This is a genomic window from Rhizobium cauense (assembly GCF_019511525.1).
GTDB lineage: Bacteria > Pseudomonadota > Alphaproteobacteria > Rhizobiales > Rhizobiaceae > Rhizobium > Rhizobium cauense.
This window is the reverse complement of record NZ_JAEUAT010000025.1, coordinates 22,959-36,064: the sequence shown is the minus strand read 5'-3', so window position 1 is coordinate 36,064 and position 13,106 is coordinate 22,959. Positions and strand designations below refer to the sequence as shown.

Sequence of the window (13,106 nt, the reverse complement as noted above, 5' to 3'; positions counted from 1 at the left end):
TTGCGTGGGCCTGTGCCGATTGCCCGGCGCTATTTGCCTGTGGCTAGCGCGTGCATCGTTTCCTCGAACAAAGGCATCCCGCCTGGCGACCAACCGAGCGCGCGAATTTTTGCAGTATCCATTGGAGTGAGCACCGATTTGTCGGCAGCCAGCGGCAGCCTGTTCACACAGTCGCGTTCCCAGCGGATGGGCTCCAGGATATCCCAGCTATCCAGGGCGATGTCCGAGACGTTGAAGGTCTCCCCCGAGATGCGTGCTGGTTCGGCCTCGAGCATCAGCCGCACGGCCTTGCCGACATCCTGCCCGTGGACTTCGGTTCCCGCTCGTGAGGGCAGGGGGCGGCCTGCGAGGTAGTCTTCGATCAGCTTATCCCACTTGTTGGGGCGAAGGTTGCCGTAAACCCCCGTCAGTCGCAGGCTCGCTGTCACAAAACCCGGCGCTGCAAGATGCGCCAGGCTGCGCTCCGCATCCAGTTTGACCTGACCGTAGAGGGTCTCGGGTTTGGCGGGCATTCCCTCCGTCAGCATGGTTCCCGGCGTGTGCTCGCCATAGGCGGCGCGGCTGGAAATGAAGACGCAGCGCCGCGTGCCTGCACGCTTGGCCGCTTCGAAGAGCCGGACGCTGCCGTCGAGGTTGAAGCGTCTGAAGGTCGCGGGATCATCGCCTTCACCGCCGCGGTATTTTCCCGGCAGATGGTGGAAGGCGCAGTGCACGAAGAAATAGGCGTCGTCGAAGGCTTCGATATGGTCGCGCGCCGGATCGAGCGAGAGCGGGGCGAATTCGACGGGGCGCGAAAAGAAGCGCGGCAGAGGTGCGTGGCGGCCGCCGATGATCACAGTATATCCGGCGGCGAGCAGTTCCTCGACGATATAGCGTCCGACGAGACCTGTTCCCCCCGATACCAGTACCTTCATGCTGCCTCTTCCGGATTGGCCATTGCCGAGATATCCGGCAGATCATCGCCGGCATAGAATGCGTGCCACAGGTCGATCAGCGGCCGGAGTTTCTCGGCCTTGGGGTGATTCGTCTCCCACGGTTTCTCGTACTGGTAGTGCAGGACAGAAATGCTTCGCCAGTCCCAAAGCTTGGGCATGGTGAACCATACGTACTGGAGCATGTTGAAATAGACCGGCAGTCCGTGCCAATCCGGGAAAAAAGCCTGCAGAAATGTCTGATCTGTCCGCTTCCAGAACATGTCAGGCTGGTCCAGTCGCTCCAACATCCGCCCGAACATATCACCGGATGGGCGAGCGACGAACACGCCTGAGTTCATTCGATGGAAGTCGGCCAGGGTCTCGTAGACATTCGGGGCGGCGGAGAACTCCGGATAGAGGAAGAGCTTGTCGATATTGCGCAGCACGATCGCATCCGCGTCGATGAAGACGCAGCTGCTGTACTCGGTCAGCTCCCATAGGCGCAGCTTGCAGAAATTATCGAGCGGCGAGTGAAACGCCGGCTTACGTCCCTTCGTGAAGGGGGCGCTGGCGTGCAGGTTGGATCGAGCGTGGCGCTCGTTGAATTCAGCCGACAGCGGCAGATGATCGACCTGCACGAGCCGGCAGCCGAATTGCAGGAGCGGGGACAGGTGGCCCTGATCGGCGCCCGCCGTATGGAGGACGACGATGTCGGCGGAAGTGCCGGTGCGGCGCAATGATGTCGCGAGTGCCTTTGCGCCCATCGCGTAGTCGTTGTTGGTGACAAGAGTGACGTAGGCGTGCCGCAGCGGCGGGGGCTCTCTCATGAAACCGATTTTAGCCTCGTGCCTTCCGGATCGTAGTTGATCGTCGCGGCAATGTCTTTCGTCCAGGCGGAAACCGCGGGGACGCGCGACCGATCGACACGATAGGCGAATTTCTTCGCGACGTCGACGATTTCGCTGAGAAGCCCTGCCTGCAGGGTGATCGGCTCGAGGCCGAGGTTGCGGAACTTCTCGTTCCTGACGATCAGTTCGTTCTCCTGCGCCTCCTTGCGCGGGTTCGGTAGCCACGCAATCTCGGCGCCGCTTATTCTGGCGATCATCTCCGCCAGATCGCGTACCCGATGCGTTTCCGTCATCTGGTTGAAGATCTCGACGCGGGCGCCGCGGGCAGGTGGGTTTTTCAATGCCAGTTCGATGCAGCGCACGGAATCCTGAATATGGATGAAGGCGCGGGTCTGGCCGCCGGTGCCGTGAACGGTCAGCGGATATCCGATCGCGGCCTGGATGAGGAAGCGGTTCAGCACGGTGCCGTAGTCGCCGTCATAGTCGAAGCGATTGATGAGCTGCGGGTGGCGGCGCGTCTGCTCCGTGTGCGTGCCCCAGACGATGCCTTGGTGCAGGTCGGTGATGCGCAGGCCATCGTTCTTGGCGTAGAATTGGAAAAGCAGCTGATCCAGGCACTTTGTCATGTGGTAGATCGAGCCGGGATTGGAAGGATAGAGGATTTCCTGGCTGACAGTCTCGCCGTTCGCCGTCTCGATGCTGACGGGCAGATAGCCCTCCGGGATCGCCGCCCCGACCGTCGAATAGCCGTAGACGCCCATCGTGCCGAGGTGGATCAGATGCGAGTCGAGCTGGAGTTCGACAAGTGCGTTCAGGAGGTTATGAGTGGCGTTGACGTTGTTGTTGACCGTATAGTTCTTGTGGCGATCGCTCTTCATGGAGTAGGGGGCGGCACGCTGCTCGGCAAAATGGACGATCGCATCCGGGCGGTTTTCCGCCAGCCACTTCTTCAGCAGCTCATAGTCCTTGGCGAGATCGATGAGGTTGAAGTGAATGCGCCGGCCGGTTTCGGCGTGCCAGATGCGGGTGCGTTCCTGGATCGAGTCCATCGGCGTCAGCGATTGCACACCCAGTTCGGTGTCGATCCACCGCCGCGATAGATTGTCGAGGATATGGATGTCGTGCCCCGCGTCAGAGAGATGCAATGATGTCGGCCAGCCGATAAATCCGTCCCCGCCCATCACTGCAATCTTCATCGTGTCGTCTCCTGCTTGAATGTCTCTGTCGAAAATTACTTAGGAAGCGTGACAATTGTTCAATGCTTGCAAGGCCGAAAGTCTTCCGCCAAAGAGGGCGCGTGACTTTGGAGAAAATTATGGCGGACAACGGTTTTTCGATTTCGGGCGAACTCACGGAAACGGGTCACCGACTCCTGCAGCGCGTCTACTATGAGGACACCGACTTCTCCGGCCTTGTCTATCACGCGCGCTACCTGCATTTCCTCGAGCGCGGCCGCACCGACTATCTGCGGTGCCTCGGCGTCGAGCAGCGGGAACTCATCAATGCGGACGAGGAGGGGCTTGTCTTCGTTGTCCACCGGATGGAGATCGACTTCAAGCAACCGGCGCGGATGGATGATATCCTGACCGTGCTGACCCACACGGAGAAAGCCGGCGGGGCCAAGATGGTGCTCACGCAGGAAATCCGGCGCGGGGAAACGCTGCTGATCGCGGCAAAGGTCATCATTGCTGTCATCAACGCGAAAGCACGGCCGCGCCGATTGCCGGAAACGCTTGCGGAAAAGTTCCTCGAAGGCAGCAAGCCATTGTGAGGAATGTTGCCGCTCGGCTGTGGGGCATTCGCCGCGGCAATTCGACCCGCTCACAGCGCAAGGCCCGCAAAGACGCCGATTCCGCGCTTGCATAAACATGAGTTTTGTGTGAAGGAATTTCCGCGCTGCAAGATGAGCGCTGTTTTGGTCATCGACTCAAGATCTGACCAAGTAATCCAAGGATACATCTTTCGCCGATAGTTTCGCTGTCATCATCCGGCGCTAACGAACTGTTAACCATAATAGTGTCTTACTCGGATTGTCAGAGTTTGTGCGGTGCACGCCTTCCTTTGACCAAAATTGACGGCAAGGAAGGCGATAAGAGCTTGGAAGCTTGACCAGGGCTTTGGGCGGCGGCCGCCAGACACTTCTTGCGAGATCACTTTGTGCCGCCCGGTCAAGTGCCGGGCGTTTGGATTCGGGGATTTTGGATCAATGGAACAAGTAGGATTGGCAGCGGCTCACACGGACGTCAGTCTCTGGTCGCTTTTCATGCAGGCAGGTCTGGTCGTCAAGCTGGTCATGCTCGGGCTTATCGCAGCCTCTGTCTGGACCTGGGCGATCGTCATCGACAAGTATCTGGCATTTGGCCGTGCGCGCCGCCAGTTCGACAAGTTCGAGCAGGTCTTCTGGTCGGGCCAGTCGTTGGAAGAGCTTTACCGCACGCTGTCGGAACGCAACAATACGGGCCTCGCCTCGATCTTCGTCGCCGCCATGCGCGAATGGAAGAAGTCGTTCGAACGCGGCGCACGCTCGCCGATCGGCCTGCAGATGCGTATCGACCGTGCCATGGACGTCACGCTCTCTCGTGAATCCGAATATCTCTCCGCCCGCCTCGGGTCGCTCGCGACCATCGGTTCGGCCGGTCCGTTCATCGGTCTCTTCGGTACCGTCGTCGGTATCATGACCTCGTTCCAGGCGATCGCCGGTTCGAAGTCGACCAACCTCGCGGTCGTTGCCCCCGGTATCGCCGAAGCGCTGCTGGCTACCGCTATCGGCCTTGTCGCCGCTATCCCGGCCGTTATCGCCTACAACAAGTTCACTGCAGACGCCGGCAAGCTTTCTGCCCGCATGGAAGGGTTCGCGGACGAATTCTCGGCCATCCTTTCGCGCCAGATTGATGAAAAGCTGCAGCCGCGTCAGGCCGCGCAGTAACCGACGGAAACGGAGTCAACGATATGGGTATGGGTGCTCCAAGCGGTGGCGGAGGCGGCGGTGGAAGCCGTCGTCGTCGCGGTGGCCACAGAGGCGGTGCAATCTCCGAAATCAACGTGACGCCGCTCGTCGACGTTATGCTCGTGCTTCTGATCATCTTCATGGTCGCAGCACCGATGATGACCGTCGGCGTGCCGGTGGACCTGCCGGAAACGCAGGCCAAGGCGCTGAATTCCGAAACACAGCCGATCACGATCTCCGTCAAGAACAGCGGTGAAGTATTCCTTCAGGAAACCCCGATTCCGCCGGAGGAGATTGCCGCCAAGCTCGAGGCGATCGCGACCACCGGCTACAATGAGCGCATCTTCGTCCGCGGCGATTCGACCGCGCCTTACGGCGTGATCGCCGACGTTATGGCGCGCATCCAGGGTGCGGGCTTCAAGAACATCGGCCTCGTGACGCAAGAGAAGAAGGACCAATAGCGAACGCTATGAAGGCCAGTATCGTCACATCTGCTGTGCTGCACTGTGCACTGCTCGCCTGGGCTCTGGTTTCGATCGGCAGCCCGGAGCAGTTCAAGGTCGAGGATTTCGAGGCGATGCCCGTCGACCTCGTGCCTGTCGAAGAAATGACGCAGATGCAGCAGGGCGACAAGACGGCCAAGCCGAGTGAAAAGCCGGCGCCGAAGCCGACCTCCAAGCCGACAAATGTCGAAAACGCCGAGAACATGGGCGAGAACAAGGTCGACCTCAAGACGCCGCCGGTCCCGAACGCCAAGCCCAGCAACAACGAGAGCGCCGCTGCCCCGAAGGCGGTCGAAAAGCCTCTTCCGCAGAATGATCCCGTCCCCAATGAGGTGAAGGACATCATGAAGGAGGAGACGGACGTCGAGCCGAAGCAGGTCGCGTCCATTACGCCGCCGAAGCCCGAAATCACCCCGCCGACCCCAACCCCACCGAAGCCGGAGGAAACGCCGCAGGAACAGCCGGAGCCACCGAAGCCGGACGCTGAGGCGCTGCCGGACAAGGTCCCGACTCCAGTTGTGAAGCCGCAGCCGAAGCCGCCGGAACAGAAGCCTGCCGAAAAGCCCCCGGAGAAGAAGACCGAGGACCAGGCGAAGGCGGACGAAAAGCCGACGGACAAGAAGAAGGCGGACAAGAAGCAGGAGAAGGCCAAATCCGCCTCCTCCAAGCAGAGCGACTTCAATGCCGACGACATTGCGGCGCTGCTGAACAAGCAGGACCCGTCGCCCGGTGGCGCCAAGAACTCGACCCAGGTTGCTTCGCTCGGTGCCAAGAAGGCCACCGGCGGCTCCAAGCTTTCAATGAGCGAGATGGACGCCTTGCGTAGCGCGATTGCCGGCAACTGGTCGGTTATTCCCGGGATGGAAGGTGCCAGCGACGTTCGCATCAAGGTTCACATGAAGCTTGACCCGGATGGCAACATCATCGGCTCGCCTGAGGTCGAAGCGGTTGGCGGTACCAACGAGGCGACGCGCATGGCGTTGGCGAGCGGAGCGAAGCGCGCCGTCATGAAGTCGTCGCCCTTCACGAACCTTCCGAAAGACAAATATGACGCCTGGGGCGAAGTCATCGTCAATTTCGACCCCAGCGATCTAGCCCTTTAAAATGCTGAAAGGCTTGTCCTCAATGACCAAGTGTTCCCTCATTCGCGCCCTGATGGTCGCCGTCGGCATGATAACCACTGCGGTTGTCGCCACGCCCGCAAACGCGCTTGTCGAAATCAATATCAACAAGGGGAACGTCGAGCCGCTGCCGATCGCGATCACGGATTTCCTGCAGGGCGACATGGGCGCTCAGGTTTCGCAGGTGATTGCCGCCGATCTTCAGCGCTCCGGCCTCTTCGCACCGATCAACAAGAACGCTTTCATCGAGAAGATTTCCAACCCGGATGCTGCTCCGCGCTTCGAGGACTGGAAGGTCATCAACGCCCAGGCGCTCGTGACTGGTCGCGTGACACAGGAAAGCGACGGTCGGCTTCGCGCCGAGTTCCGTCTGTGGGATACGTTTGCCGGCACGCAGATGACCGGCCAGCAGTTCTACACGCAGCCTGAAAACTGGCGCCGTGTGGCCCACATCATCGCTGATGCGATCTACAAGCAGATCACCGGCGAGGAAGGCTATTTCGATACCCGCGTCGTCTTCGTTTCCGAATCCGGTACGAAGCAGGAGCGCAAGCGCCAGCTCGCCATCATGGACCAGGACGGCTACAACGTCCGCATGCTGACGAACGGCAGCGACCTCGTTCTGACGCCGCGCTTCTCGCCGAACCGTCAGGAAGTCACCTACATGTCCTTCGCCAACCAGCAGCCGCGGGTCTACCTGCTGCAGCTCGAGACGGGACAGCGCGAAGTCGTCGGCAACTTCCCGGGCATGACCTTCTCGCCACGCTTCTCGCCGGATGGTCAGAAGGTGGTCATGAGCCTTCAGCAGGAAGGCAATGCCAACATCTACACGATGGACCTGCGTTCGCGCACCACGACGCGCCTGACCTCGACGGCCGCGATCGATACGTCGCCGTCCTACTCGCCGGACGGCGGGCGGATCGTGTTCGAAAGCGACCGCGGCGGCAAGCAGCAGATCTACGTCATGAACGCGGATGGCTCCGGCCAGACCCGTATCTCCTTCGGCGACGGCAACTACTCCACGCCGGTCTGGTCTCCGCGTGGCGATCTCATCGCGTTTACCAAGCAGTCGGGTGGGAAGTTCTCGATCGGCGTCATGAAGCCGGATGGTTCGGGCGAGCGCATCCTGACGACGGGCTTCCACAACGAAGGTCCGACCTGGGCGCCGAATGGCCGCGTTATCATGTTCTTCCGCCAGGCCGCTGGTGCCGGTGGTCCGCAGCTCTACTCGATCGACCTGACAGGTTACAACGAGCAGCTGATCAAGACGCCGAACTACGCTTCAGACCCGGCCTGGTCGCCGCTTCTCGAGTAGTAATGCCTGTGGATGTGCCTTTTTGTCGCCGCAAAGATCCCGGATTGGGGCGACTGAGGGACAAATCAACCATTTGTTAACCATAATTCTTGAATGCCGATTAACCCAACGAGGTTACAGTCCGGCAACCTTAATCAAATCGCAAGGAGACCGGCCATGAGCCGAATTCACACCCCGGCAATGAGCCGCATGCAGAATTTCGCCCGTAACCCCGTCATGATCGCGCTTGTCGCCGGTCTTGCTCTGGCCGGTTGCGCCAACAAGAAGAACATGGCCAACAGCGCCGGCGACCTCGGCCTTGGCGCCGGTGCCGCGACCCCGGGTTCGGCTCAGGACTTCACGGTCAATGTCGGCGACCGCATCTTCTTCGACACCGACTCGACGTCGATCCGTGCTGACGCTGCCCAGACGCTCGACCGTCAGGCCCAGTGGCTGTCCCGTTACCCGAAATATGCGATCACCGTCGAAGGCCATGCCGACGAACGTGGCACGCGCGAATACAACCTTGCTCTCGGCGCTCGCCGTGCTGCCGCCACCAAGGACTACCTCGCTTCGCGTGGCGTTCCGGCACAGCGCATGAAGACGATCTCCTACGGCAAGGAACGCCCGGTTGCCGTCTGCGACGATATTTCCTGCTGGTCGCAGAACCGCCGCGCCGTCACCGTTCTCGGTGGCGCTGGCATGTAAGTGCCCCTCCGGCAAGCAAATGCCGGGAAATATTACAATTTAGAAAGGCGGCTCCATTGCGGGCCGCCTTTTCTTTTTGAACACACTTTGGCCGGTTTCCGTTGCTTTTTGAAAGCAATTGTAAAAATCTCCCGTTCGTGCAGATGGCGCGAAGAATCACAGGGACAGGACAAACCATATGAAGAAACTTGTCGTGGCGGGCATGCTGTGCCTCGCGGCCGCGGCTGGCGCGGGCCAATCGGCGAACGCGACCTCGCTTTTCGGTTGGCAGATCGGCGGCAGGGCTGCGGATCGGCAGCAGCAGGCACCGATTGTAAACGTGCAGGCCGGCGGCGCCGAAGTTCGCGTCCAGCAGCTGGAAGAGCAGCTGCGTCAGCTGAACGGCCGCATCGAGGAGATGAGCTTCCAGCTCCTGCAGATGCAGGAAACGATCCGCAAGGCGCAGGAAGACAACGAATTCCGGTTCCAGGAACTGGAGAAGGGCGGCGGTAGCAGCGCCGGCGGCAGCTCCAAGACGATGAAGAAGAGCGAGGCCGATGTGCCTCCTCCGGCTCGGGGCGGTGATGACGTCGCCCGCATCATCGAGACACCGCAGGGAGCCGAAACGGCTCCCTCGACCGATGTGCCCGCGAATGATGGTCTCGGCCAGCCGCCCAAGCAGCTTGGTTCGATGCAGTTCGACCAAAACGGCAATCCAGTCGGTGGTTCGGTCAACGAGGATGCTACGGTTGGATCCGGCCCAGTTCCGGGCGTGGATTCCGGTCGTTCGTCGCAGACTGCCTCGCTCGGCAGCGAGGCCGACCAGTACAAGGCGGCCTATGGCCATGTCCTTTCTGGCGACTATTCGACGGCGGAAGAGGAGTTCACGCAGTACATTGCTCAGTATCCGAGCAGTGCACGCGCAGCCGATGCCAATTTCTGGCTTGGCGAAGCGCTTTACTCACAGGGCAAGTTTAACCAGGCCGCGAAGACGTTCCTGGATGCGCATAAGAAGTATGGCAGCTCGGAGAAGGCGCCTGAGATGCTGCTGAAGCTCGGCATGTCGCTCGCTGCGCTCGACAATACGGAAACCGCTTGCGCCACGCTGCGAGAGGTCCCGAAGCGTTATCCGAAGGCCTCGCGTGCCGTGATAACCAAGGTTGCCAGCGAGCAAAAGCGTCTCGCCTGCTAAGGCCCTCCGGTTTTGTGCCCGGACGGCCCCCTTCCGCTTGAGACGGCAGCGCGCCGTTTCCTTGCCTCGCTGAGCGGCCCCTCGCGCATCCTTGTCGCGATTTCGGGTGGAAGCGATTCAACAGGCCTGCTTTTGGCCCTCGCCGAAGCCCTGAAGGCCATGCCCAATTCTCAACTCTCACTTTGCGCCGCGACCGTCGACCACGCGTTGCGCCCAGAATCCGCCGACGAGGCGCGCCAGGTCGCAGCCCTCTGCAACTCTCTCGATATTCCGCACCTGACCAAGGTTTGGGAAAATCACAAGCCGAAGACAGGCATCATGGCGGCGGCGCGCGAGGCGCGATACGCCCTGCTTGCCGATGCGGCAGACGGCCTGAATGCTGACATTGTCGTGACCGCGCACACAGCGGATGATCAGCGCGAGACGCTTGCCATGCGTATGCGGCGTTCGGAACGCCCAAGCACCGGCATAGCCGACCTCGTTCTGTTCGATCGACGCATGTGGGTCGCCCGACCGCTACTTGGCTGCGGACGCGAGATGATCCGTGATTTTCTTCGGGAGCGGCAGGTTTCGTGGGTTGATGATCCGAGCAATGACGATCCGAAGTACGAGCGCGTCCGCACGCGCCAGCGCTTGGCCGAAGAAGCGGACGCGGCGCTCGTAGCGAACGAGGCGAGCGATCTGCGTGCGAGCAGTGGCTTGCTGGCGGCACGGTGGTTGGATCAGTATTTCGTTCTTCACTCTCCGATGATCGGTCAGCTGGTTCCGAGCGGGCTGGCCGCCGACAGGTCTATCCTGGGCTATGCCATTGCGCGCCTTGCTGCGGTATTTGGAGGGCAGCCGTTTGCCCTTGGTCGCAAGCATATGGACGATGTGCTTGCTCTGATCGAGAAAGGTGCCTTGGGACGGATGACGGCGGGGAGGGTGGTTTTCGACCTTCGGCGCGACGGTCTCTTTCTGGTGCGCGAAGACCGGGGCATCCTGCCGTTGACGCTCGCGCCGGGCGCAAGCGGTGTCTGGGATGGCCGGTTGGCGGTAGAAAATGCCGCTCGGGCGAAGATCTGCATCGTCGCGGGCGTGGCGGAAGCGCCGGCCGGTCAATTGCCTCGAGGTGTCGTCAGAAGGGCCTGGTCGGTGTCACCACGTATAGTCGATGCGGAAGGGAAAGGAGTTCCAGGCGAGGTTGCCGGGAAAGTCAGGGTCACGCCCTATTTTTCGCCCTTCGACCGTTTTTTGACACGATTTGATTTCATGTTCGCGCAGAGCCTTGCGGCTGCCTTTGGAACACGCCCCTATCCAAAACCGCCTTTAGGTCTTATTGACGGAAAATCTATCTAACGGTCCAGTTTGCCTTGGCATTCGCCTGAGGCAATCCTATGTTAGAGGCCAAATAAGACGGTTGCCATGAGGCAGCTGTTCCAGTGCTGGGGAGTTCGATGAACCCTAACTTACGTAATTTCGCCTTGTGGGCAATCATAGCTCTGCTTCTGATTGCTCTGTTCAGCATGTTCCAGACGTCGCCGGCGCAGACCAGCTCCCGCGAAATCCCATACTCGCAGTTCCTGCGGGAAGTGGATGCGGGCCGCGTCAAGGAAGTCGTCGTCACGGGCAACCGCGTTTCCGGTAGCTATGTTGAAAATGGCACCACCTTCCAGACCTATACGCCTGTCGTCGACGACAGCCTGCTTGATCGCCTTCAGCAGAAGAATGTCCTCGTTTCGGCACGTCCGGAAACCGATGGTTCGTCCGGCTTTCTGAGCTATATCGGAACGCTGTTGCCGATGCTGCTAATCCTTGGTGTCTGGCTGTTCTTCATGCGGCAGATGCAGGGCGGCTCGCGCGGCGCGATGGGCTTCGGCAAATCCAAGGCCAAGCTGCTCACCGAAGCGCATGGCCGCGTCACGTTTGACGACGTCGCCGGCGTTGACGAAGCCAAGCAGGACCTCGAGGAAATCGTCGAATTCCTGCGTGATCCGCAGAAGTTCCAACGCCTCGGCGGCAAGATCCCGCGCGGCGTGCTGCTGGTCGGCCCTCCCGGTACCGGTAAGACGCTGCTCGCCCGTTCTGTCGCTGGCGAAGCGAACGTTCCGTTCTTCACGATCTCTGGTTCGGACTTCGTTGAAATGTTCGTTGGTGTCGGCGCATCTCGTGTGCGTGACATGTTCGAACAGGCCAAGAAGAATGCGCCCTGCATCATCTTTATCGACGAAATCGACGCCGTCGGCCGCCATCGTGGCGCGGGTCTCGGCGGTGGTAACGACGAACGCGAACAGACGTTGAACCAGTTGCTGGTCGAGATGGACGGCTTCGAGGCCAACGAAGGCATCATCCTGATCGCTGCGACCAACCGCCCCGACGTTCTCGATCCGGCGCTCCTGCGTCCGGGCCGTTTCGACCGCCAGGTCGTCGTCCCGAACCCCGATATCGTCGGCCGCGAGCGTATCCTGAAGGTTCATGCACGCAACGTTCCGCTGGCACCAAATGTCGATCTCAAGGTTCTGGCTCGCGGTACGCCCGGCTTCTCCGGTGCTGATCTGATGAACCTTGTCAACGAAGCTGCCCTGATGGCTGCGCGCCGTAACAAGCGCGTCGTCACGATGCAGGAATTCGAAGACGCCAAGGACAAGATCATGATGGGCGCCGAGCGCCGCTCTTCGGCGATGACCGAGGCGGAAAAGAAGCTCACGGCTTATCACGAAGCCGGTCACGCGATCACCGCGCTCAACGTCGCGGTCGCCGATCCGCTACACAAGGCAACCATCATCCCCCGCGGCCGCGCGCTCGGCATGGTCATGCAGCTTCCCGAGGGCGACCGCTACTCGATGAGCTACAAGTGGATGGTCTCGCGCCTCTGCATCATGATGGGCGGTCGTGTCGCCGAAGAGCTGACCTTCGGCAAGGAGAACATCACCTCCGGCGCCTCCTCGGATATCGAGCAGGCAACCAAGCTTGCCCGTGCCATGGTCACACAGTGGGGCTTCTCAGACGAGCTCGGCCAGGTGGCCTATGGTGAGAACCAGCAGGAGGTCTTCCTCGGCCACTCTGTTTCGCAGTCGAAGAACGTCTCCGAAGCAACGGCCCAGAAGATCGACAATGAAGTGCGTCGCCTGATCGATGAGGCCTACACCCAGGCCCGTGACATCCTGACGGACAAGCACGATGACTTCGTGGCGCTTGCCGAAGGGCTGCTCGAATACGAGACGCTGACCGGCGAGGAAATCAAGGCGCTGATTCGTGGAGAGAAGCCTTCGCGCGATCTCGGCGACGACGCACCGCCCAGCCGCGGCTCGGCCGTGCCGAAGACCGGTACGCGACCGGCTGCCAAGGGTGACGAGCCAGAAACCGGCTTGGAGCCACAGCCACATTGATTTCCCTTGAGGAATGACCGAAAGGCCGGGGTCCATTGCGGACGCCGGCCTTTTGCGTCGGTAACGCGATGTAATGAGTTTTCTTGCTAATTTACGTGATGGTTACAGCGATTTATGTCATGCCGGTGACATCGGGAGGCCTCAATCGGGGCTTTTGTAGCGACATTCCGCCTGTGGCGGCGTGATTTTGCAAGTAATAATGCGCAGCCTCAAGGCGCGCCAAGGCACAGGG

Annotated in this window: 12 protein-coding genes; 9 read left to right on the top strand and 3 right to left on the bottom strand. The window is 60.6% G+C overall.

The window, feature by feature from the left end; all coding sequences use genetic code 11:
- Nucleotides 1-29: 29 nt before the first annotated feature.
- The 3 genes from JNB88_RS30030 to JNB88_RS30020 are packed head-to-tail and all read right to left on the bottom strand — an operon-like array spanning nt 30 to nt 2,958.
- Nucleotides 30-914 (bottom strand): NAD-dependent epimerase/dehydratase family protein, encoded by an 885-nt coding sequence (locus JNB88_RS30030; RefSeq protein WP_220358640.1) that lies wholly within the window; start codon nt 912-914, stop codon nt 30-32.
- Nucleotides 911-1,741 carry a glycosyltransferase gene (locus tag JNB88_RS30025; RefSeq protein ID WP_220358639.1) on the bottom strand — a complete coding sequence of 277 codons (831 nt, stop codon included), beginning with the start codon at nt 1,739-1,741 and terminating at the stop codon, nt 911-913. Before JNB88_RS30025 ends, JNB88_RS30030 begins: the two co-directional genes overlap by 4 nt.
- Nucleotides 1,738-2,958 (bottom strand): NAD-dependent epimerase/dehydratase family protein, encoded by a 1,221-nt coding sequence (locus JNB88_RS30020; RefSeq protein WP_220358638.1) that lies wholly within the window; start codon nt 2,956-2,958, stop codon nt 1,738-1,740. The genes JNB88_RS30025 and JNB88_RS30020 overlap by 4 nt, the downstream gene beginning before the upstream one ends.
- 119 nt (nt 2,959-3,077) lie before the next feature.
- Between JNB88_RS30020 and ybgC the strand changes: the two genes are divergently transcribed.
- From ybgC to ftsH, 9 genes are all read left to right on the top strand, one after another.
- Nucleotides 3,078-3,533: a tol-pal system-associated acyl-CoA thioesterase gene (gene ybgC / locus JNB88_RS30015; RefSeq protein ID WP_220358637.1), complete on the top strand. Its 456-nt coding sequence runs from the start codon at nt 3,078-3,080 to the stop codon at nt 3,531-3,533.
- Nucleotides 3,534-3,968: 435 nt separating this feature from the next.
- Nucleotides 3,969-4,688, top strand: coding sequence for a protein TolQ (gene tolQ, locus JNB88_RS30010; RefSeq protein ID WP_037136891.1), 720 nt, complete (start codon nt 3,969-3,971; stop codon nt 4,686-4,688).
- A gap of 23 nt (nt 4,689-4,711) precedes the next feature.
- A complete protein-coding gene (gene tolR, locus JNB88_RS30005; protein ID WP_037136890.1) occupies nt 4,712-5,170 on the top strand; it encodes a protein TolR in 459 nt (152 codons plus the stop codon).
- 8 nt (nt 5,171-5,178) lie between these two features.
- Complete coding sequence (locus JNB88_RS30000) at nt 5,179-6,315, top strand: hypothetical protein (protein ID WP_220358636.1); 1,137 nt, start codon at nt 5,179-5,181, stop codon at nt 6,313-6,315.
- Between the two features lie 22 nt (nt 6,316-6,337).
- Nucleotides 6,338-7,648, top strand: coding sequence for a Tol-Pal system beta propeller repeat protein TolB (gene tolB, locus JNB88_RS29995; RefSeq protein ID WP_037136962.1), 1,311 nt, complete (start codon nt 6,338-6,340; stop codon nt 7,646-7,648).
- Nucleotides 7,649-7,804: 156 nt separating this feature from the next.
- Complete coding sequence (pal, locus tag JNB88_RS29990) at nt 7,805-8,335, top strand: peptidoglycan-associated lipoprotein Pal (protein ID WP_037136888.1); 531 nt, start codon at nt 7,805-7,807, stop codon at nt 8,333-8,335.
- A gap of 178 nt (nt 8,336-8,513) precedes the next feature.
- Nucleotides 8,514-9,506 (top strand): tol-pal system protein YbgF, encoded by a 993-nt coding sequence (gene ybgF / locus JNB88_RS29985; protein WP_220358635.1) that lies wholly within the window; start codon nt 8,514-8,516, stop codon nt 9,504-9,506.
- Nucleotides 9,507-9,518: 12 nt separating this feature from the next.
- Nucleotides 9,519-10,844, top strand: a complete 1,326-nt coding sequence (gene tilS / locus JNB88_RS29980) for a tRNA lysidine(34) synthetase TilS (RefSeq protein WP_220358634.1) — start codon at nt 9,519-9,521, stop codon at nt 10,842-10,844.
- A gap of 98 nt (nt 10,845-10,942) precedes the next feature.
- Nucleotides 10,943-12,874 (top strand): ATP-dependent zinc metalloprotease FtsH, encoded by a 1,932-nt coding sequence (gene ftsH, locus JNB88_RS29975; protein ID WP_037136883.1) that lies wholly within the window; start codon nt 10,943-10,945, stop codon nt 12,872-12,874.
- Nucleotides 12,875-13,106: the final 232 nt, after the last annotated feature.